Origin of the sequence: Mesorhizobium sp. NZP2077 (assembly GCF_013170805.1) — a bacterium.
Taxonomy (GTDB): domain Bacteria; phylum Pseudomonadota; class Alphaproteobacteria; order Rhizobiales; family Rhizobiaceae; genus Mesorhizobium.
Genome location: NZ_CP051293.1, coordinates 4,357,360 through 4,376,878, shown reverse-complemented (window position 1 = coordinate 4,376,878; position 19,519 = coordinate 4,357,360). Strand labels below are relative to the sequence as shown.

General features: G+C 61.9%; 19 protein-coding genes, 1 tRNA gene and 1 pseudogene. 12 read left to right on the top strand and 9 right to left on the bottom strand.

What is annotated here, in order from left to right:
• Positions 1–3 precede the first annotated feature (3 nt).
• Positions 4–933 (bottom strand): DUF2182 domain-containing protein, encoded by a 930-nt coding sequence (locus HGP13_RS21735; RefSeq protein ID WP_172228935.1) that lies wholly within the window; start codon positions 931–933, stop codon positions 4–6.
• Between the two features lie 70 nt (positions 934–1,003).
• Here HGP13_RS21735 and HGP13_RS21730 point away from each other — a divergent pair, with 70 nt between their 5' ends.
• Positions 1,004–2,218, top strand: coding sequence for a UbiH/UbiF family hydroxylase (locus HGP13_RS21730; protein ID WP_172228934.1), 1,215 nt, complete (start codon positions 1,004–1,006; stop codon positions 2,216–2,218).
• A gap of 148 nt (positions 2,219–2,366) precedes the next feature.
• Positions 2,367–2,690, top strand: a complete 324-nt coding sequence (hspQ, locus tag HGP13_RS21725) for a heat shock protein HspQ (protein ID WP_027027770.1) — start codon at positions 2,367–2,369, stop codon at positions 2,688–2,690.
• A 112-nt stretch (positions 2,691–2,802) separates the two neighbouring features.
• Here hspQ and HGP13_RS21720 read toward each other — a convergent pair whose 3' ends face one another.
• The gene (locus HGP13_RS21720) at positions 2,803–3,432 is read right to left on the bottom strand and encodes an invasion associated locus B family protein (protein ID WP_172228933.1); all 630 of its coding nucleotides are present in this window, start codon (positions 3,430–3,432) and stop codon (positions 2,803–2,805) included.
• Positions 3,433–3,664: 232 nt separating this feature from the next.
• Here HGP13_RS21720 and HGP13_RS21715 point away from each other — a divergent pair, with 232 nt between their 5' ends.
• Both HGP13_RS21715 and HGP13_RS21710 read left to right on the top strand, forming a co-directional pair.
• Entirely contained in the window at positions 3,665–5,485 is a 1,821-nt protein-coding gene (locus tag HGP13_RS21715) for an extracellular solute-binding protein (protein ID WP_172228932.1), read from the top strand.
• A 16-nt stretch (positions 5,486–5,501) separates the two neighbouring features.
• Complete coding sequence (locus HGP13_RS21710; RefSeq protein ID WP_172228931.1) at positions 5,502–6,191, top strand: DsbA family protein; 690 nt, start codon at positions 5,502–5,504, stop codon at positions 6,189–6,191.
• A 28-nt stretch (positions 6,192–6,219) separates the two neighbouring features.
• On the opposite strand, the gene HGP13_RS21705 is transcribed toward HGP13_RS21710, so the two are convergent.
• Positions 6,220–6,654, bottom strand: a complete 435-nt coding sequence (locus HGP13_RS21705; RefSeq protein WP_172228930.1) for a hypothetical protein — start codon at positions 6,652–6,654, stop codon at positions 6,220–6,222.
• A 176-nt stretch (positions 6,655–6,830) separates the two neighbouring features.
• Between HGP13_RS21705 and HGP13_RS21700 the strand changes: the two genes are divergently transcribed.
• From HGP13_RS21700 to HGP13_RS21690, 3 genes and pseudogenes are all read left to right on the top strand, one after another.
• Positions 6,831–7,340, top strand: coding sequence for a DUF6252 family protein (locus HGP13_RS21700; protein ID WP_172228928.1), 510 nt, complete (start codon positions 6,831–6,833; stop codon positions 7,338–7,340).
• Between the two features lie 375 nt (positions 7,341–7,715).
• Positions 7,716–9,608, top strand: coding sequence for an ABC transporter ATP-binding protein/permease (locus tag HGP13_RS21695; protein ID WP_172228926.1), 1,893 nt, complete (start codon positions 7,716–7,718; stop codon positions 9,606–9,608).
• 45 nt (positions 9,609–9,653) lie between these two features.
• A pseudogene (locus HGP13_RS21690) lies at positions 9,654–9,861 on the top strand (magnesium transporter); the annotation flags it as partial.
• A gap of 43 nt (positions 9,862–9,904) precedes the next feature.
• Here the strand turns inward: HGP13_RS21690 and HGP13_RS21685 are convergent.
• The 4 genes from HGP13_RS21685 to rpiA form a co-directional block, all read right to left on the bottom strand.
• Entirely contained in the window at positions 9,905–11,068 is a 1,164-nt protein-coding gene (locus tag HGP13_RS21685; protein WP_172228924.1) for a serine hydrolase domain-containing protein, read from the bottom strand.
• Positions 11,069–11,097: 29 nt separating this feature from the next.
• On the bottom strand, positions 11,098–12,486 hold the full coding sequence (gor, locus tag HGP13_RS21680; protein ID WP_172228922.1) for a glutathione-disulfide reductase: 1,389 nt from the start codon (positions 12,484–12,486) through the stop codon (positions 11,098–11,100).
• Positions 12,487–12,606: 120 nt separating this feature from the next.
• Positions 12,607–13,245: a DUF2059 domain-containing protein gene (locus HGP13_RS21675; RefSeq protein WP_172228920.1), complete on the bottom strand. Its 639-nt coding sequence runs from the start codon at positions 13,243–13,245 to the stop codon at positions 12,607–12,609.
• Positions 13,232–13,963, bottom strand: coding sequence for a ribose-5-phosphate isomerase RpiA (rpiA, locus tag HGP13_RS21670; RefSeq protein WP_172228918.1), 732 nt, complete (start codon positions 13,961–13,963; stop codon positions 13,232–13,234). The genes HGP13_RS21675 and rpiA overlap by 14 nt, the downstream gene beginning before the upstream one ends.
• A 226-nt stretch (positions 13,964–14,189) precedes the next feature.
• Here rpiA and HGP13_RS21665 point away from each other — a divergent pair, with 226 nt between their 5' ends.
• Positions 14,190–14,876: a phosphoglycolate phosphatase gene (locus tag HGP13_RS21665; RefSeq protein WP_172228916.1), complete on the top strand. Its 687-nt coding sequence runs from the start codon at positions 14,190–14,192 to the stop codon at positions 14,874–14,876.
• A 138-nt stretch (positions 14,877–15,014) separates the two neighbouring features.
• Positions 15,015–15,089, top strand: a tRNA-Val gene (locus HGP13_RS21660).
• 36 nt (positions 15,090–15,125) lie between these two features.
• Here HGP13_RS21660 and HGP13_RS21655 read toward each other — a convergent pair.
• Positions 15,126–15,398 (bottom strand): hypothetical protein, encoded by a 273-nt coding sequence (locus tag HGP13_RS21655; RefSeq protein ID WP_172228914.1) that lies wholly within the window; start codon positions 15,396–15,398, stop codon positions 15,126–15,128.
• Between the two features lie 183 nt (positions 15,399–15,581).
• On the opposite strand from HGP13_RS21655, the gene HGP13_RS21650 reads away from it, so the two are divergent.
• The 3 genes from HGP13_RS21650 to HGP13_RS21640 all read left to right on the top strand — a co-directional run bounded on the left by HGP13_RS21650 (position 15,582) and on the right by HGP13_RS21640 (position 17,298).
• The gene (locus HGP13_RS21650; protein WP_172228912.1) at positions 15,582–15,839 is read left to right on the top strand and encodes a PepSY domain-containing protein; all 258 of its coding nucleotides are present in this window, start codon (positions 15,582–15,584) and stop codon (positions 15,837–15,839) included.
• A gap of 123 nt (positions 15,840–15,962) precedes the next feature.
• The gene (locus HGP13_RS21645) at positions 15,963–16,703 is read left to right on the top strand and encodes a lysozyme inhibitor LprI family protein (protein WP_246707086.1); all 741 of its coding nucleotides are present in this window, start codon (positions 15,963–15,965) and stop codon (positions 16,701–16,703) included.
• A gap of 112 nt (positions 16,704–16,815) precedes the next feature.
• Complete coding sequence (locus HGP13_RS21640; protein ID WP_172228910.1) at positions 16,816–17,298, top strand: hypothetical protein; 483 nt, start codon at positions 16,816–16,818, stop codon at positions 17,296–17,298.
• 53 nt (positions 17,299–17,351) lie between these two features.
• Here the strand turns inward: HGP13_RS21640 and HGP13_RS21635 are convergent, their stop codons facing one another.
• Positions 17,352–19,232 carry a murein L,D-transpeptidase gene (locus HGP13_RS21635; protein ID WP_172228908.1) on the bottom strand — a complete coding sequence of 627 codons (1,881 nt, stop codon included), beginning with the start codon at positions 19,230–19,232 and terminating at the stop codon, positions 17,352–17,354.
• Positions 19,233–19,519 lie beyond the last annotated feature (287 nt).

Genomic DNA, 19,519 nt, shown 5'->3' with positions numbered 1-19,519 from the left:
CACTCACAGCGAGACTACTAGCAGCGCGCCTGCCCAGACAAGCAGTATCGCACCGGCCAGCCGGGTTGGAAGACTTCCCGTCGTCTGTTTTTCAATCAGGGTGAACACGCCGATCAGCGCCATCCAGAAGATGTTCATCACGCCGACGGCAAACATCACCAGCATCAGCGCCCAGCAGCAGCCGAGGCACCATATGCCTTGCGCGACGCCAAGCCGGAACACGGGGATCGGTTTGGCACTCCAGTTCGAAAACAGGATCGAGAACGGGTTGCGACATTTTTTCAGGCAAGCCTCCTTGAGGCCGCTGAACTGGTAGAGGCCTGCAACCAGCAATGCGAGAGCGCCGGCAATGCCAAGCACCGGATCGTAGATTTCGCCGGGCGCGGTGAAAGTGTGCACGCCCAACGTCAGTGCCGAAAACAGCATCGAGGCGGCGAGCCAGACCCCGAGATAGCCGGCAACCAGCACCAGCGGATGGACGACCGGCTCGCCCTTGATCCGCGCCGTATCGGCGATCTCGCAATAGGTACGGATCATTGGCGCCGCGGACGGCAGCATCGCGGCGATCGCCATCAGGAACCACATCAGGACAAGTGCCAGGGCGCGCAACCCGATGCCTGCGTCCAGCGGCGCCGGCGACAGGCAGATCGCGAAGAACCGCTCCAGGAAGTCGGGCAACGGCATCTGTGGCAGGCCGTGCAGCAGAGTGTCGCCAGGGGCACTGCCCCGGGCTTCGGCACCGCGAATCGCCATCGCGGCGAGCGACAACCAGGCGAGCCCGATGCCGGCGCCGACGACGACATTGACCGCCAAGCGCGGGTTGCGCGCAATATCAGCCGTGGCGCGGCCGGCGCGGTCGAGATGGCTGAAATCGTCCTGGTGGCCGGTCATGACACCCGAATGGGCCGAATCGCCGCGTTGATCAAGCCGCATGATCTGACCTATATGCTCCTTGACTGGCAGGTCTGGTGGCCGCCTCGCATCGCAAGCCGAAAGCCGATCCTTGGAGCATCAGGAAACAGCGTCGATACTGATTGCCGGCACGGGACCGGCAGGGCTGATCGCGGCGCTCGCTTTCGCCGATGCCGGCTTCCCGGTGACGCTTGTCGGGCCTGAGGCGTCGGCCCCCGATGGCCGCACCACGGCGCTGATGAACCCTGCCCTGAAAGTGCTTGAGCGGCTTGATGTCCTCGAAGACATCAAGCCCAAGGCCGCCCCCTTGAAAATCATGCGCATCGTCGATGCGACCAGCCGGCTGATCCGCAGCCCCGTTGTCACCTTCCGCGCCAGCGAGATCGACGAGGACCAGTTCGGGCTGAACCTGCCCAACAGCGTCTTTGGCCCGGCGCTTGCCGGCAAGGTGGCCGCGCATTCCGGGATCGAATGGCTGAGGTCAATGGTCAAGACCTGGCGTCTCGATGCCGACAAGGCTTATGCAACGCTCGCCGACGGCGGTGAGGTTGGCGCGCCGTTGGCGGTCGCCGCCGATGGGCGCCTGTCGCCTGCGCGCGAGGCGGCGGGCATTTCGACCGCCGCGCGCTCCTATCCTCAGGCGGCGCTCGTGCTCAATTTCGGCCATAGAAGCGAGCATGCCTTCACCTCGACCGAATTCCACACCGAGACCGGTCCGTTCACGCAGGTTCCGTTGCCCGGCAATCGCTCAAGCCTCGTCTGGGTGGTCAAGCCCGAGACAGCCAAGGAGCTTGCCGCACTGGATGATGCAGCGCTCTCGCTGCGGGTCGAGCAGCAGATGCAGTCGATGCTGGGCCGAGTGACGGTAGAACCGGGCCGCCAGATCTATCCGCTTTCGACCGTGACGCCCTTGCGCTTTGCACATCGGCGGGTGGCGCTTGTCGGCGAAGCCGCGCATGTATTCCCGCCGATCGGCGCGCAGGGCCTCAACCTTGGCATCAGGGATATTGACGATCTGGTTGGAATTGCTGACGACAATCGTGGCGATCCCGGCGCGGCCAACGCCCTTGCCGCCTACGATTTCAAACGCCGCCCCGACATCCTGGCGCGCAGCAGCGCAGTCAATCTGCTCAACATGTCGCTGCTCTCCGATATGCTGCCGGCGCAGATGGCACGCGGCGCTGGTCTTAGCGTACTCGGTGGCTTTGCACCGCTGCGCGCCTTCTTCATGCGCGAAGGGCTTCGTCCCGGCAGTGGTTTTGCAGCACTCGCCGGCGGCCTGCGAAAACCGATGCGGCGGCAGTAGCGATCTTGCGGACTTATCGCGGCATCGCGACGTCAATCAAAAACCTTTGCGCCGCATTCTGCGTAGCTTGAGGACGCTCAAACGCTTCGGGATTGAATTGACTCGGAGTCTGCGCCAAATAAAGTCAAGGAATTCAGTGGTGAGTACGATGAAAACGGCCAAATTCGCGATCGGACAGGTGGTTCGCCACCGGCTGTTTCCGTTTCGAGGCATCATTTTCGACGTCGACCCGCAATTCGCCAACACCGACGAATGGTACGAAGCCATCCCTGCCGACGTGCGGCCGCGCAAGGATCAGCCATTCTACCATCTGCTCGCCGAGAATTCGGAAACCGAATACATCGCCTATGTGTCGGAGCAGAACCTGCTCGAGGATCAGTCGGGCGAGCCGGTGCGCCACCCGCAGATCAAGGAGATGTTCGACAAGAAGCCGGACGGACGCTACGAGCCGAAACGGCAGTCCAGGCACTGACGTTCCGGCATTCCGGCCATTCGTCAGGAGATCCAGGCCATGGCCTGGATTGAAAAAAGCGGGGCATGACCCCGCTTTTTCTTTGGCTTCGGTGTTGGCCCGATGCCGATGATCAGTTGGCGGTCTTGGCCTTGTCCTGCTCGTCCTTGAGCTTCTTGGCGAAGTCCTGGTTGTTCTTGGCGACGAAGTCCTGGAGCTTCTTCTGCCGATCCTCGATGTCCGACTGCTGCAGCGGCGCGCCGTCATAGGCGCCGCTGAAGCCCTGCAGGGCGATCTTGATCGGGTTGGCCTGGTTCTGGAAATTGATCGAGGTCAGAGTGATCCCCTGACCTTTCTTGAACGCGGCGACGAGCTGGTCGGTCAGCGGCACTTCGGCCACGCAACGATCCGGGAAGCAGATGACATAGTCGAGCTTCTGCGCCTTGCCGGTGTCGATCTGCAGGCCGATGCCGGGAGGCACGAGGCGGCCAGTCGGGACCGTCACCTGGAACACCTTGCGGTTCACCTTGCCCTTGAGTTCGATCAGGCTCACACCGGTGACGAGCTGGCCGTTACCGGCAGTGACGATGTTCTGGACGTTGCAGATGTCGACGTCTTCCTGCTTGGTGCAGGCCTTGAACCAGCCCTGTGGGATCTGCGGCTGCTGCTGTGCGGAAGCAGAAGGTAGTCCTGCGCAGAGAAAGCCGACCACGCCCGCGGCCATGACCGAAAGGCGGTACGCATTGCTGTTCAGGCTCGTCATATCGTGCACTTCCTCTCAAATGATCCCGGAACCGGCTTCTCTGCGCCGTGTGGTCCAGCTACCTGTTGCCGAAATGAGGCAACAGGATGACTTCGGACGGCGTGTTACACTGCAAGCGGTGCCGAATCCAGCCCGCCTCCTGTAATTCTTGATGACACCATTGGCCGGCTCGCAGCTGCCTCATGCTAGGGTGCGCATCGAATCATCAAGTCGACCTGTTAAGGAGACGGTCATGGGCCGCGTTCTTGTTTGGCTGATCACCGCGACATCTCTTTTCACCCTCTCGCCGCGGCCGGCCATGTCGGAACCGAAGCATGCTATTGCCATGCAGGGCGAGCCAGCACTGCCGCCTGACTATACCCACTTCGACTACGTCAATCCCGACGCGCCGAAGGGCGGTAACATTACCTATTGCGTCGTCGGCAGCTTCGACAACCTCAACCCGTTCATCCTGAAAAGCCTGCGCACGACGGCGCGCGGCATGATGGATCTGAACTACGGCAACCTCGTTTTCGAGCCGTTGATGCAGCGCAACAACGACGAGGCCTTCAGTCTCTATGGCTTGCTCGCAGATAGCGTCGACATGGATCCCCAGCGCAAGTCGATCGAATTCCATCTCAACCCCACCGCAAAATGGTCAGACGGCGAACCGGTGACGCCGGAGGATGTGCTGTTCACTTACGATGTCTTTACCGACAAGGGCCGCCCGCCCTACAACGCACGCATGAGCCTGATCGCCAAGCTTGAAAAGACCGGTGATCACAGCGTGCGCTTCACATTCAACGAGAAGGCCAATCGTGAAACGCCCCTGATTATCGCGCTGACGCCGATCCTGCCGAAACATGCCTTCAACAAGGAGACTTTCGACAAGACAACGCTGAAGCCGCTGATTGGCAGTGGACCTTACACCATTGCCCAGGTGGCGCCTGGCCAGCGCATCGTGTTCAAGCGCAACCCCGATTATTGGGGCAAGGATGTCCCGGCCAAGCGCGGCTTCGACAATTACGACCAGATCACCATCGAATATTTCCTCAACGCCAACGCCAAGCTCGAGGCCTTCAAGAAAGGCCTCTGCGCCATCGACGACGACAGCGATCCGGTCAAGCGTGAGCGCGATCTCGATTTCCCGGCCTTCCACAGGGGTGACGTGGTCGCCGAAACCTTCGACACCGGCATTCCGCCCGTCGTGACCGGTTTCCTGTTCAACACGAGGCTGCAGAAGTTCGGCAATCCGGTGGTTCGGCGCGCGCTCGGCATGCTCTACGATTTCGAATGGGCCAACAAGAACCTGTTCGGCGGCAAGTACACGCGTACGATGAGTTATTGGCAGAACTCCGAGCTTTCCGCGCTCGGCCATCCGGCCGACGACAGGGAGAAGGCGTTGCTCGCCCCCTACCCCGGCCGTGTGCCGCCTGACGTCATGGACGGCACCTGGACACCGCCGGTAACCGACGGTTCGGGCCAGGACCGCAAGGTGTTGAAGACAGCTTTCGATCTCCTGAAAAGCATCGGTTACCATGTCCAGGACGGTACGATGCTCGATCCCGACGGCAAACCTTTCGGATTCGAGATCTTGACTGCTTCGCAGGATGAGGAGCGCCTGGCCGGCATCTATCAGCGCACATTGGAGAAGATCGGCATCAACGTCAGCATCCGTAGCCTCGACGGCGACCAGATCCAGTCACGCAAGCAGCGCTTCGATTTCGAGGCTCTGATCGGATCCAGCGGCTTCAACAATTCCCTGTCGCCAGGCTTCGAACAGCTCGGACGCTGGAGCTCCGAGGCGGCCAAGGCCGAAGGCTCGTTCAATCTCGCCGGCGTTGCCGATCCGGCGGTCGATGCGGCGATCGAAGCGATGCTGCGCGCCCAATCGAAGGAGGACTATGTCGCCGCCGTTCGCGTTCTCGACCGGCTGCTGATCTCGGGCTACTACATGGTGCCGACGCAGTACAACACGCAGCAGTGGCTTGCTTACTGGAATTATCTGGAACATCCGAGGAAGACGCCCATATTCGGATATCAGCTGCCGACATGGTGGCGCAAACCGAACTGACAGCCCGGAGATCGAGATGAGCGAAGCGAACGCGATAACCGTCGATGTGGTGTCGGACGTCGTCTGCCCCTGGTGTTTCATTGGCCAGAAGCGGCTGGACAAGGCAGTCGCCGCGGTCGCCGCGGTCGGCGATGTCGATGTGCATATACGCTGGCGGCCGTTCCAGCTCGATCCGACCATTCAGCCGCAAGGCAAGGACCGCCGCGAGTACATGCTGGCCAAGTTCGGCAGCGAGGAGCGCATCCGCGAGATCCATGCCCGTATCGAACCGCTTGGCGAAGCCGAGGGCATTTCCTTTGCCTTCGACGCCATCAAGGTGGCGCCTAACACGCTGGATGCGCATCGGCTGATCCGCTGGGCGGGTGCCGCCGGCGAAGCCGTGCAGAACAGACTGGTCCGTCGCCTGTTCCAGTTGAATTTCGAGCAGGGCGTCAACATCGGCGACCATGCCGTGCTGGTCGAAGCCGCCCGTGAGGCCGGCATGGATGCGTCCGTGGCCGCGACGCTCCTGCCGACCGATGCCGATGTCGAAGCGGTGCGCACCGAGATCGCCACGGCGGCGCGCATGGGCATATCAGGCGTGCCGTGCTTTCTCATCGAAGGCAAATACGCAGTCATGGGTGCGCAAGACGCCGACACGCTGGCCGATGCGATCCGCCAGGTGGCCGCGGCCAAGGCACGCGGCGAGTTGGACAAGGTCGGCTGAGCGCCGCCGCTTCCGCGGGCGCTGCAGCCTATTGCACCGTCACCTTGGCTTTGCTGACGAAGAACCCGTGACCATTGCTGCCGGTGCAGGTCAGCCCCTTGGTCGACGACTGGCAAGTGAACGGCCCCTGGCTCCAGCTGTTCCCGTAGTCGAGCTTGTCTCCATCACTGCAACAGCTCTGTTCACCGGGGTTCTTGATTAGGGTGGCCGGGCCTTTTGGGCCGAGGATTACGGTCACGTAGCTTGGTTCAATCCGGGAGCAGCTCAGTTCCGGACCGCCGTCCTGTGGTGAATAGGTGCTGGTGCCGCCTTTCGGCGTGTAGATACAGCCGATGTTACCAGAGGGAGCATTGAACTCGACTTGCCCTTGCGAACTTGCCGGAAAGGATTGTCCGCCGGCATGCGCCAGAGGCAGCCACGCGAAAAGCAACAGGATTGCGGGTGCGGCTTCGCGTGCAAGCATTGGGAACCTTCCTTGTAAGAGAACCTGATATGCATTGGTGCCGACAGCCCCGGACTAGGTTCAACCTCATCTACGTATTTTGTCAAACGGCACCCTTCGCATGACGATCTGGTGAATCGCCGGCAGTCAAGCTCTGCGCTAGTGTCCCCAGCATGGTTGATCGATGGGGGACGTTCATGGTCACAATGCTCACAGGACTTGGCCGCGTTTCATTCTTGCTGCTTTGCCTCACGGTTCTGGCCGGCCCGCAGTTCATATCGGCCGCAAACGCCGGGGACGCCGCCATGACCGCCAGTTTCGACGGCAAGCCGTGGACGGCATCCTTCGCGCAAGGCACGACGCTGGAGATGGCAGGCAAACCGGTGCTGAACCTGTCGGGGACCCAACAGGGCTCGCCGACGATGACATTCAATTCGATGCTGGTGCTGAAAACGCCAGGCGACTATGTCGGCACCTACCCGTTCGGCGGCGGATTTCCCGCCAATGGCGCCAACTTCAACATCCTCGATTCCGGCGCCATGGTCGGGCACGTCAGGTTCAAGAGCGGCGAAGTGGTGATCGAAACGTACGACCCTGCCGCAAAGACCATTTCAGGTCATTTCTCCGCCTCCGGCAAGGACGATGATGGCAAGGAAGCAGACATCAAGGACGGTCGATTTTCGGGAGTTTTGGTTAGCCCGCAATGAAAATTCCGCCCACCCGGCACGCCAGAATGAGTCACAAAATCGTGTGGGAGCCTTCCCTGGGGGAAGGTAGAAGCGTCTTACAAATTGCTTGGTAACCTTCTGACATCGTTGCGGTAAATCACGGTTTCGCCGGCTTCCGCGCACCCCCCCGGAAAGGCCGTTCTGTTGCCTTGCCGACACGGCCCGGCACTTCAATCCCGCAGGCCCCCTAGAAAAATTAATGGAAAATGATCAATTGGTGTTACCATCCGTTACAAAACAAGAAAAGGTTTGGGCGGGATCGTGATTCGGATCGGCAAACGATCGCAGGAGTCAGTATCGGATAGACTACACCGCGGCGCCGCACGGCCGTCGCATTTGACGCCGGTATCCTCGATGCGCAGTTTCTGGGGGCTAATGAAGGCCTACTGGTTGTCTGACCACTGGAAGGAAGCCTGGACGCTCACCGTCGTCATCGCGCTGCTGACGGCGCTTTCCAGCAAGGCCGGCGTGTGGTTTGCCGTGGCATTGGGCGAGTTGGGCAATTCGATCGCCTTCTTCCACGATGCCGCCAACACCAACCCGCTGCAGGCAATTCTGACCAACGCCGGCATATTGGTTGTGCTGGTCGTGCTTAAGGATGCCGGCTTTACCGGCGTGCGCGGTCTTGTCTCTGCAACCTTGCACCGAAAATGGCGTGGTTGGCTGAACAGCCAGTTCAACCAGGCTCTGCTCGACGGCAATCATACGCATTTCCATGCCCAGCACGGTTCGGCGGCCGGCGGTATCGTGGCGCCCGACAACATCGACCAGCGCATCCAGGAATCGATCAAGGACATGACCGGCGGGGCGATCGGTCTCGCCATGGGCGTTCTGGGTGTCGCGACGTCGCTCTATTTTATCGGCGAAAATCTGATTGGATCCTCTGTCGAGGTCAAAGGGCTGGAGTTCCTCGGCGCTTATGGCAGCGCAGTGCTGGCCTTCCTCGCCGTCGCCATTTACGTGCCGCTGAACACCTGGATTGCGGTCAAGCTTGGGCGCCTGCTCGAGCGGCTGAATATCCGCATGCAGCAGGCCGAGGGCAGCTACCGCAGTGAACTGACGACGTTCCTGCGCCGCAGCTTCCATGTCGCCGCCTCGCACGGCGAGGGCGTACAAAAATCGATGCACGACCGGCTCTATGTCGACATCGATCGCACGTGGGGCAGGCTCAATGTCGTCAACAACAGTTACACGTCGTTCGAGCTGATCTACAACTTCATCGGCGCCCGGATCGTCGCCTATGGTCCCGGTCTCGTGTCGTTCATCCACAATCGCCTGGACTACAAAGGCTATATAACCGGCTCTGAAATGGTCGCCCAGCTGATCAGCCAGTGCTCGTGGTTCATCCACGTCATGCCGGCCATCGCGACGCTACGCGCCAACAGCCAGCGTGTCACCGAACTGGCGAATGCGATCGAGGATGTTCAGCATCCGCAGGAGTTCTACAGCAAGACCGGCCGTTCCGACTTCCACTATGCCAGCCAGAACCCGGTCTTCGGCCTGACCATCCAGAAGCTCGAACTGGCGCATCAGGGCGAGGACGCCACGCCCTTCCTCAGTACCGCCAATTTGCGCTTCCGGCGCGGCGAGTGGACTTTCCTGAAGGGCGAATCCGGTTGCGGCAAGACTTCGCTGATCAAGGCGATCAACGGCCTCTGGCCCTACGGCCACGGCACCATCGTCTTCCCTGACGAGGTGAAGAGTTTTTATGCCGCTCAGGAGGTCAAGCTCCCGCAGGTGTCGCTGAAACAGCTGGTCTGCCTGCCGGGCTCCGAACATGATCATGGCGATGCCCAGGTCGCGTCCGCGCTGCACAAGGCTGGTCTCGGCGACTTCATCGAACAAATGGCCAATGAAAGCCGCGAGGGCAAAAGCTGGGATCAGGTCCTGTCGGGTGGCCAGAAGCAGAAGCTGGTGGTGGCCCGCATCATTCTGCAGCAGCCGGGACTGCTGTTCCTCGATGAAGCGACCGGTGCGCTCGACCCTGAGGGCAAGATTGCCTTCCATCAGGCGATCAAGGACAACTGCCCCGATGTCACGGTGATCAGCGTCATGCACGAAGCGGTGGCGCCGCGATCGGCTGCCGGTACCGAGTTCTACCACTCGATCGTCTTGATCGCCGACGGCGTCGCCACCAAGAAGCCTCTGGTTCCGACGCTGCCTGTCGAACTCACCACGATCCTGGCGCAGCCACGGCCGGTAGAGGACAAATGGCTGCGTTTCTCGCGTCGGCTGAAGCAGAAATAACGGTGATTTCACCGCGACTTGCCGGGTAGAACGGCAGTCGGCGATCTGATCGCCAGGACCGTCGGCGCGGCACTGGTCGGCATCGTCAACCTTTGGCTCCCTGTCAGGGTCTATGCTGCCATTTGCCCTGAAGCGCATCGGCTTCGACCCGGCCAGCGCATCGGCGCCGTTTGTTGCCACACTGGTCGATGTCACCGGGCTGGTGATCTATTTCTCGGTGGCGCTGGTGATCCTGCGCGGCACGCTGCTGTAGCAGCGTCAACGGTCTCCGCCGCTGGCCATGGCCGGCGGCCGTCCTAGGCCTGCCTGCCATAGATGGCGTCGCGGAGTGCATCGGGGAAGGCGCCGGTCATGCCGGCGATGGCCGTGTTTGTCAGCGCCAACATCGTCAGCTCCAATGCCGGATCCACGAACCACGAATGACCGTAAACGCCACCCCAGCGCCATGTGCCGGCACTTTGAGGCGTCGACGCGGAGATCGGGTCACGAAGGACGGCAAATCCGAGCCCCCAGCCCCAGCCAGGCATGGTGGTTTCCAGCCTTGGTATCGCATCAGTGGTCATCGCCGCGGCCGTCTCGGGGCGGATGACCGGCGCGCCGCCCGAACGCAACGCCTCGAGCAGCTTGAGGACATCGCCGGCGGTGCCGTTCATGCCGGTTCCGCCCGAGGCGAAGGAAGCGGGATCGAAGACACGCCCGGGCGAGAATGAGATGGCGCCGTTGCCGAACGGCACGCGATGATGCGCGCCCATCGAGATAGCCCTGCCGGGTCCGTCGGCGTAAGGCGTCACCAGCCGGGATCGATCGCGTACGGCAAAGGCCGCGTCATGCATGCCGAGCGGTTGGACAACCAGGCGATCGACCAATTCCGGCAAGGAGGCACCAGTGGCTCTCGCCATCGCTTCCCCCAGAACATCCATCGCCACCGAGTAGCTCCATCCCGTTCCCGGGACATAGGACAGCGGCACCGACGCGATGCGCTCGAGATTCTCGGCCATGGAGAGGCCGGGCTGGTCGAGACCGTCGGAAACATCCGCGCGATGATAAGACCCATCCGCCGCCTGACGAAAACCATAGTCCAGCCCCGCAGTATGCGTCAGCAACTGGCGGATGGTGATGACGGGTTCGCTCCCATCTGCCAGTTTCGGCTGGAATTCCGGGATGAATTTTGTCACGGGATCATCGAGGCGGATGACGCCGGCTTCGACAAGGGCAAGTGCGGCTGTTGCGACGACGGGTTTAGTCACCGACGCAAGCCGGAAGATCGCGTCCGTCGCCATCGGTTTGTTCGTTTCGCGGTCGGCGAGGCCGGCGGCGCGCCTATAAAGGACTTCACCGTGCCGGGCGACAAGGATCACCGCGCCGACGACGCGTCCCTCCTCGATCGCCCTGTCGACGACCTGATTGACACGTCCGCCAAAGCCACGATCAAGCGCTGCGGCGCCGGCGGTCACGGACATTGATGCTCCCCTCTGCGGCAGGCGAAAGGTCAGACGCGCACGCCGTCTCTCACCCGATATGTCGGCTTGTACATGGTGACGAGTTCCTCCGCCGCGGTCGGGTGCACGGCCATGGTGCGGTCGAAGTCATCCTTGGTCAGTCCGGCCTTCAGCGGAATGCCGAGCAGCTGCGCCATTTCGCCGGCATCCGGCCCCAATATGTGTGCGCCGAGCACTTTGCGGGACGCGCCATCGACCACCAGCTTGATCAGCATCTTCTCGTCGCGGCCCGACAGCGTATGCCGCATCGGCCGGAAGCTGGCGCGGTAGATCTCGATATCGGCGAAACGCTTCACGGCTTCGTCTTCCGACAGGCCAACCGTACCGATTTCCGGTTGTGAGAAGACCGCGGTCGCGATCGTCTCGTGGTCCGGCGCGGTCGGGTTATCCTTGAATGCCGTCTCGATGAAGCACATCGCTTCATGGATCGCCACCGGCGTCAGCTGCACGCGGTTAGTGACGTCGCCGATCGCCCAGATGTTGTCGATGTTGGTGCGGGAATAATCGTCGACCTTGATCGCGCCGGCCGCGCTCATCTCGATGCCGATGCCTTCCAGGCCCATATTCTCGGTGTTGGGGATGCGCCCGATGGCCAGCATGACCTGGTCCACTGTCAGCGTCTGGCCACTGGAAAGAAGGGCGTCGAGCCGGCCGTCCGGCCGCTTGCGCACCCCCTCGGACACCGAATGGCAAAGTATCTTGATGCCTTTCTTCTCCATGGTCTCGTGTAGCGTACGACGCAGATCCATGTCGAAGCGGCTGAGGATCTCCTTGCCGCGATAGACCAGCGTGGTGTCGACGCCAAGGCCGTGGAAGATGTTGGCGAACTCGACCGCGATATAGCCGCCGCCCTCGATCATGATCGCCTTCGGCAGCTCCTTGAGGTCGAAAGCCTCATTGGAGAAAATGCAGTATTCATGGCCGGGCAGCGCTGGATGCGCCGCCGGCCGGCCGCCGGTCGCGATCAGGATCTGGTCGGCGGTAACGGTGCGGTCCTCGGCCAGAAGATGGATCACGTGCGGGTCGACGATCATAGCCCGCGAATGGAAGGTCTCGCCACCGGCGCCCTCGACATTTTTCTTGTAGATCGCCTCCAGCCGGCTGATTTCACGATCCTTGTTGGCGACCAGTGTGCGCCAGTCGAAACTGGCTTCCGGCACCGTCCAGCCATAGCCGGCAGCGTCTGCGAAATGCTCCGGAAATTGCGAGGCGTAAACATAGAGCTTCTTCGGCACGCAGCCGCGGATGACGCAGGTGCCGCCAAAACGGTATTCCTCGGCGATACCGACGCGCTTGCCGAGTGCCGCGGCGACGCGCGCCGCCCTCACCCCGCCCGAGCCGCCGCCGATGACGAAGAGATCGTAGTCATAATCGGCCATGACGCGGCTCCTTGAATGTCGGAAAATGAGAGTGACAGGTAGGCCGCCAAGGGCCAAAAGAAAAGCCCGGGCGAGCCGGGCTTCACAGATGGCCGCAAGGCCGGATTTGAAAACGCAGGATCAGTTCTGCGTGCCGTCGGCGGGAGCCGAACCGTCGGCGGGTGCGGCGCCATCGGCCGGAGCCGCGCCATCAGCCGGAGCTGAATTGTCGGCCGGAGCGGCGTCCTCGGCGGGCGCAGCCGGAGCAGGCGCCGCAGCCTTGGCGGCGGCCGCCAGCGTTTGGCCGACCTGCTGGGCGAGATCTCGGGCGACGCCATTTTGCCAGATGTCGGCTGCCTTGACCAATTCACGCGTCACAGTCGGACCGCTGTCAAGCAGCTTCTTGCCAGCGTCGGAGCTGTAGAAAGTTGCGATGTCATTGAGGTCCTTCTCTGAAAACACCTTCGCATAGGCAAGGGCTGCTTCCTTTTCGAGATCGGCGCGGCGCGAGGCCAGCGCCAGCGCCTTCTCATTGACGGTCTTGCTGATCAGCTCCTGCATGTCCGGGTTCTTCTGGATGAGCTGCGATTCGAGCGCGGCCGCCGCCTGCGGCAGGATGCCGTCGAACGGGTCGGTCGCATGGATCGCCGCGACCGCCGCCCGCGCCGCCTTCAGGTGCGAATCGGTGACGTCCTGCGAAAACGCCGGCGACGACAAGGCGAAAACGGCCGAAGCCGCCAGAACGACGCAAAGGCCGCGAACCCGGTTATGCAACATCATGATCGGTAGAACTCCCTGGTTTTCGGGCGGCATGGACGGTTTGGATACCGTCGCCGCCGGCGATGATGGCCGCTGACGCCAGCCCGATGAAAAGACCATGCTCGACCACGCCCGGAATGGCATGGAGAGCATTCGAAAGCGCTCTTGTATCCGGAATGCGGCCAAAAGATGCATCGAGGATAAAATGGCCGCCGTCTGTAACAAAAGCCTGGCCTCCCGTCATCCTCAATGTAATCGGACCGGAAAGGCCGAGATTTGCAGCCGCCGCGGCTATCGCGATCTCGGTGGCGCGCAGGCCGAACTGGTTGACTTCGATCGGCAGCGGAAAACGCCCGAGCGTCTCGACCATCTTCGACCGGTCGGCAATGACGATCATGCGTTGCGAGGCCGCGGCCACGATCTTCTCGCGCAGCAGCGCGCCGCCGCCGCCCTTGATCAGGGTCAGTTCCGGATCGACTTCATCGGCGCCGTCGACGGTGAGATCGAGCTCGGGCGTTTCCTCCAGCGTCGACAGTGGCACGCCAAGCTCGCGGCACAGTACTGCGGTGCGCTCCGAGGTCGGCACACCGATGACAGTCATGCCGGTGGCGACCTTGTCGGCCAACAGGCGCACGAACTCTTCCGCCGTGGTGCCGGTGCCGATGCCGAGCCGCATGCCGTCACTGACATGGGCAAGGGCGGCCCGCGCGGCCTCGACCTTCAACTGTCTTGCATCCATGCCGCTTGCTGCCCCGGAACCTAATGCATGTCGCCCAAATGTGACCTCGGTTTTGGGAAAACGACATGCATGAAACTGAGTGGTCCGGGCTCCTAGCATTTTTGCCGGCCGGGTCAAAGCCTTTGACCGTGGTCAAAGCCCTTGGGCCGCCATCCACCGCTCTGCTTGCCTTGACGCGCCGCAGCCGCTATCGCCTGCCGATGCACAAACCTGCGCAGGATGGATCATGACCGGCCCGATCATCGTGTTCGACCTCGACGGAACGCTTGTTGACACGGCGCCGGACCTGCTCGACAGCCTCAACCACAGCCTTGCCGCCAGCGAACTCCAGGCCGTCGACGAAGCCGGCTTCAAGCGCTTCGTCGGCCATGGCGGCCGGGTGATGATAGAGCGGGCGCACGCCGCCCAGCAGCGCTTGCTCGATGTCGACGAACATGACCGGCTGCTAAAACTGTTCCTCGATCACTACACCGACAACATTCCCGGCAAATCCCGTCCCTACCCCGGCGTCACCGAGGCGATCGCACGCTTCGAGAAGGCGGGCTATCTCCTGGCTATCTGCACCAACAAATACGAGGCCAACTCGCTGGCGTTGATCGAAGCGCTCGGCCTGACCAGGCATTTCGCCGCGATCGCCGGCCAGGACACGTTCGCGTTCCGCAAGCCCGATCCGCGCCACCTGATAGAAACCATCAAACGGGCCGGCGGCGATCCGCACCGCGCGCTGATGGTCGGCGATTCGCAAACCGACATCGACACCGCCAAGGCTGCCGGCATTCCCGTCGTCGCCGTCGATTTCGGCTACACCGACCGCCATGTCCGTGAATTCGAGCCCTCGGCGGTGATTTCGCATTTCGACGCGCTGACGCTGGATCTGGCGGAGAAGCTGATCAACGCCGCCGCAGGATACTGATCGGACGCGGCCGGCGTCCCGCCGGAAACAGACTCGAAAGTGCGGCAATCCGGTCCTCGGAAGAACGCCAGACAGCGCCTTGACTCAACCGGCCTGCCTCCCTTATATCGCGGCTCGCTTGGCCTTCGGGCAACGAGCGGGCGATTAGCTCAGCGGGAGAGCACACCCTTCACACGGGTGGGGTCGCAGGTTCAATCCCTGCATCGCCCACCATCTACCTTCCTGAAAATGCACTCAAGGCCAGCACCGCTAGCAACTACAACTCGCCCCTTCCCCACCAAAATTCTTCTGGGCGAAATTCAGCGCGCTGCTGTAGCTCGTATAGCTCTGGAACTGGCAGACGTCGGAGCCGTTCCGCACCTTCATCTGGTCGAGATCCCAGAACGACACTTCGATGTGGTCGTTCGCGCAGTAGACCGTGTATTTTTCAGGTTCCAGCGCCCTGGCTTTCTGCACGGGCATGGAAACGGCCGGGATGGAAAGCACTGACAGTGCAAGCATGACGACATGACGCGTGCGCATATGGACCCCCAAGTGAACCGCCAGCAATATGGCAACGAATAGTGAAGCGGCGCATCGTGGTTTTTTGGCGGATTTTTTCTTCCGGGCATCTGCAAATCGATGGACTGAATGGTCCCGCATTTCAGATACCGAACAAACCGGAGCACCAACGAGTTTCTGTCGACCGAAACTTGAGGGAAAGCCATGTCCAGAGTTCTGCTGGTGACCAGCGTCGCCGTTCTTATCGCCGCGGGGCCGGCCTTTGCCGCGGATGAAGCGCCTCTGCCGCCGCCCAATGCCAAGAAGCTGTCGGAGATCCTCGCCAAGGTCGAGCAGCGCGACGGCTTTCGCTATGTGAAAGAGGTCGACTGGGACAAAGACGCCTACACCGTCACCTACTACACCTCGGACAAGGCGAAGGTCGAGATCACCTATGATCCGGTGACAGCCGAGCCAAAATAGACGCCTCGGCGGACATTTCACCGGACGCTTCGATCGCTAGCCGGCCCCGCCGCAAAATGTCCATCCTTGGAGTATGATATGCATGTCAGGCGCGGGGCAGCGCCTGTTGGCTTGGGGGCCGTCATGCGATTTTCCGTTCGAACCGATGTCATGCTGGTGCTTGCTACCATTTTGGCCGGCAGCATCCTTGGAGCCGCGCCGGCGCGGGCCGAGGGGCCGTCCTTCGACTGCGCCAAGGCAAGCCTGCCGGCGGAGAAGGCTATCTGCGCAGATCCGCAGCTGTCGGCCATCGATCTGCTGGTTGCCAAGGCCTACAAGGATTTCGAGCCGGCATTCGGCGGCGACAAGCGCAAGATTGCCCGCGGGCTGATTGCCGACCGCAACGCCTGCAAGGGCGATACGGCCTGCATCGTCAGCGCGCTCAACAACGCTTTGCAGACCTATGGCAATGCGCCTTCATGGGTGCAGGATTATAACATCGCGCTGATCGGCAAGAAGGCGCTGGATGCCGCTGCGCGCAACCCCGACAACCGCGATCAGCCCCTGCCCTCGGCCGTCGGGCAATGTGCGACCACGCATATCAAGACGCTGACCACGCGGCTTGGAGACGACCCGCTGGAAACGGCCCCGCCTGAGGGCGGCAGCGCAGCCACCTTCACCAATGGCGGCGGGTCTGTCTCCTATGATCGCGAGCCTGGCCTCGTCGCCTCGAAGGTCGGCGAACCCGTCGAGATGTGCCTGATCGCCATTCCCAGGGATTGCCCCAAAGACGACGACCGCGGCCGAGTTTTTTACGCCCTCGACCTGGTCGCCAAGGGCAGTTGGGCCCTGCCGGATTCGGAACATCTGTGTGGCGGCGCCTGATCAGACTGCTTCGTGATCCACGAAAGCCGCCAAAGCAGCCCGCTTGTGCCTCCCCTTGCGTCAGCCGTGCTTTGATGGCTGACTGGACTGGTTGAGTGCGCCGGACGGGGGTATGGGCATGGCGACGGCAAAACACGTGATTAAACGTATATTGATGATGTTAGCCGGCTATCTTGTGGCCGTGCTGGTCGGACTGATCGCCGTGGTGGCAATCTACGCCACGCTCAGTGCCCTGCCCAACGCGCCTGAGTATTTCGGCTTTGCCGTCGTCACGCCGCTCGCGGCGCTGGTGGTGCCACCACTCGGCATGTTCATATACTTCGTGACAATCGTCATAACGGGATTGCAGACCCTGATCTTCGCGCTGATTGCCGAATTCTTTTCGTTGCGCAATGTCCTGCTGCACATGCTCTTTGGCGCGGCGGCTGCGGCCGGCGGCTTCTTCCTGATCTGGCCTACTCCGACCGAGGACATGAATCCGGAGCGCTGGGCCGACATCGGCATCATCGCTGCTGCCGGCCTTGTTGCAGGGCTCATCTACTGGCTGATTGCCGGTCGGGACGCCGGTTTCCGGCGTCCTCTGTCGGAACGATAAAAAGCAGTTCAACGATCGGACGTTGAACCGCTCCAGATGCGAAAATGCTGCGCTCAGCTCGACGGCGAACGAACCGCCTCGGTGGCGTCCAGGGCCTGCTTCAGCCGCGAATCGCGGTCGTAGACGTCGTTGAAATACTCGACCTTGCCGGACATGTCGGGCCATGCGGTGAAATAGGCGACATAGACCGGGATCTTGCGCGTCACGTCCTCGGTCGAATGTCCGTGCTTCAGCTTCTCGGCGATATAGTCGACCGAGGTGCCAAGCACGGCCGCCGCCATGCCGCGCGGATCCTGCAGGCGCACGCAGCCATGGCTGAGCGCCCGCATATCCTGCTTGAAGAACGATTTCTGCGGCGTGTCGTGCATGTAGATCGCGTGCTTGTTGGGGAACAGGATCTTCAACTCGCCCAGCGCATTGGCCTCGCTCGGCTGCTGGCGCACATTGTAGGGAATGTTGGCGCCATAAGCGCCCCAGTTGACCGCCGACGACGGAATGCGCTTGCCGCGCGCATCCGTCACCTCGTAGCCGGCCCGGTCAAGATAGCCGGGATCGCTGCGCAACCTGGGCAGCATCTCGTTGACGATGATCGACTGCGGCACGCCCCAATAGGGATGGAAGTCGACCTGCTTGATCTGGTCGTAGAAGAAAGCCGTCTGGTTGGTGACCCGGCCGACGACGGCGCGCGTCTTCAACTGCTCCTGGCCATTGTCGATGTAGCTGGCGGTGAACGCCGGCTGGTTGATGAAGACGCGCGGGCTGCCGAGATCGGAAGGCAGCCAACGCAGTTCCTCCAGCGCCACCTGCACCTTGAGCAGCCTGTCGGCCTTCGACGTGCCGGCCAGCAAGGCAACGGTGCGCGGACCGATGACGCCGTCGCCCTTCATGCCTTCCTTCACCTGCACCGCCTTGATCAGCGGAACCAGTTCGGGGACGTAGACCTCGCTGGTCGCCAGCCGCGACAGCATCTCGCCATAGGTGCCGCCCATGTCGTCATCGAGACTGCGTGCGATCAGCGTCAGCAGCTTCGGCAGTTCCGGGCTGGTTTCGCCCGGCTTCAGCAGCAGCTTGGGATCGACGACGATCTCGTTTTCGGCGCTCGCCTGCAGCGATTCCAACTCAACGCGCAGCGCCTGGTATTCAGCATTCTGCGGATGGCGCGATTCGAGATAGGTGCGCACTTCCTGCGTATGCGCCAATGTCTTCAGCACGCCCACCAGGTCGATCGGCTTTGCCGGGAAATCATAGTAACCGGTCATCCGGTTGGGATCGACGCGGCCGTTCTGGGCATCACGGGCATAGCGCAGCACCCGGGCCGACAGCGCCATCTCGAAGCGGACGAACTCTTTCACTTGCGCATTGGTGTCGGACGACGACGCGCTGGTGGCGGGCACTTCGACCGTATAGTCGGCGGGCGTCAGGCCATAGCTCGCTGCCTCGCCAAGCACGCGCACCGCGTCCTGCGCGCGGCTGTTGGGGCTGGTTCCGTTCACCCAGATGAAATCCGGATTGGCCGAGTAGTAGGCGATCAATGCCTTGGCGATGTCGGGTTCCGCGTAGAGTTCATAGTCGCTGAGACCGGCAATGGCGTCATGGAAAGCAGCCCCTGTTGCCGACGGAACGAACGCGGCGTCCTGCGCCGTCGCTGGCTGCGGTGCCGTGGACAGCGTCGAGAAGTCGACGCGCACCAGCTTGTCGGCCTTGTAGGTGTAGTAGGACGGGCCGCTGATCTTCACACCGCCGCCACCGGCCGGGGCTTTGGGTCTGTGCTTCGGTGGAGGAGGCGGAAACTCGCCCTCCGGCTGGTGCTTGATGCCGCCGCCGAACAGCATGTCGAACAGCCCTTGCGCGCCTGCCTGGGGCGCGCCCAGGGCGAGCGTTACCGCGATCGCCATCAGCGGCATTGCGGTTGCATTTTTACCGAGGAATTTCATGGATCACCCGCTCCGGTCGCAACCGGTTCCCGTTCCGCACGCTAGACGTCTCGCTCACCGCATGGCGGATGTAAGGCGTGACTATACCGATTCATACCGATTTCGTTAAGCTTTCATAAATTTCGGCAAGCCTGTTGCAGAACGGTTTCACAACATCGTGACGGCTGCCGTGGATGCATGGCCGCGGCAACGACTGCCTGCCGGACAATGGCCTACTGGTGCGGCGTGACAAACGCCGGCCGTTGTGCTCGAAATTCGACCTGCCGCAAACCAAGTGGCGGCCGGGA

Bases quoted from the DNA above. Each gene is read 5' to 3' on its own strand.
- HGP13_RS21735 (WP_172228935.1), bottom strand. From the start codon at position 933: ATGCGGCTTGATCAACGCGGCGATTCGGCCCATTCGGGTGTCATGACC.
- hspQ (WP_027027770.1), top strand. From the start codon at position 2,367: ATGAAAACGGCCAAATTCGCGATCGGACAGGTGGTTCGCCACCGGCTG.
- HGP13_RS21720 (WP_172228933.1), bottom strand. From the start codon at position 3,432: ATGACGAGCCTGAACAGCAATGCGTACCGCCTTTCGGTCATGGCCGCG.
- HGP13_RS21715 (WP_172228932.1), top strand. From the start codon at position 3,665: ATGGGCCGCGTTCTTGTTTGGCTGATCACCGCGACATCTCTTTTCACC.
- HGP13_RS21710 (WP_172228931.1), top strand. From the start codon at position 5,502: ATGAGCGAAGCGAACGCGATAACCGTCGATGTGGTGTCGGACGTCGTC.
- HGP13_RS21705 (WP_172228930.1), bottom strand. From the start codon at position 6,654: ATGCTTGCACGCGAAGCCGCACCCGCAATCCTGTTGCTTTTCGCGTGG.
- HGP13_RS21700 (WP_172228928.1), top strand. From the start codon at position 6,831: ATGGTCACAATGCTCACAGGACTTGGCCGCGTTTCATTCTTGCTGCTT.
- HGP13_RS21695 (WP_172228926.1), top strand. From the start codon at position 7,716: ATGCGCAGTTTCTGGGGGCTAATGAAGGCCTACTGGTTGTCTGACCAC.
- HGP13_RS21685 (WP_172228924.1), bottom strand. From the start codon at position 11,068: ATGTCCGTGACCGCCGGCGCCGCAGCGCTTGATCGTGGCTTTGGCGGA.
- gor (WP_172228922.1), bottom strand. From the start codon at position 12,486: ATGGCCGATTATGACTACGATCTCTTCGTCATCGGCGGCGGCTCGGGC.
- HGP13_RS21675 (WP_172228920.1), bottom strand. From the start codon at position 13,245: ATGATGTTGCATAACCGGGTTCGCGGCCTTTGCGTCGTTCTGGCGGCT.
- rpiA (WP_172228918.1), bottom strand. From the start codon at position 13,963: ATGGATGCAAGACAGTTGAAGGTCGAGGCCGCGCGGGCCGCCCTTGCC.
- HGP13_RS21665 (WP_172228916.1), top strand. From the start codon at position 14,190: ATGACCGGCCCGATCATCGTGTTCGACCTCGACGGAACGCTTGTTGAC.
- HGP13_RS21655 (WP_172228914.1), bottom strand. From the start codon at position 15,398: ATGCGCACGCGTCATGTCGTCATGCTTGCACTGTCAGTGCTTTCCATC.
- HGP13_RS21650 (WP_172228912.1), top strand. From the start codon at position 15,582: ATGTCCAGAGTTCTGCTGGTGACCAGCGTCGCCGTTCTTATCGCCGCG.
- HGP13_RS21645 (WP_246707086.1), top strand. From the start codon at position 15,963: ATGCGATTTTCCGTTCGAACCGATGTCATGCTGGTGCTTGCTACCATT.
- HGP13_RS21640 (WP_172228910.1), top strand. From the start codon at position 16,816: ATGGGCATGGCGACGGCAAAACACGTGATTAAACGTATATTGATGATG.
- HGP13_RS21635 (WP_172228908.1), bottom strand. From the start codon at position 19,232: ATGAAATTCCTCGGTAAAAATGCAACCGCAATGCCGCTGATGGCGATC.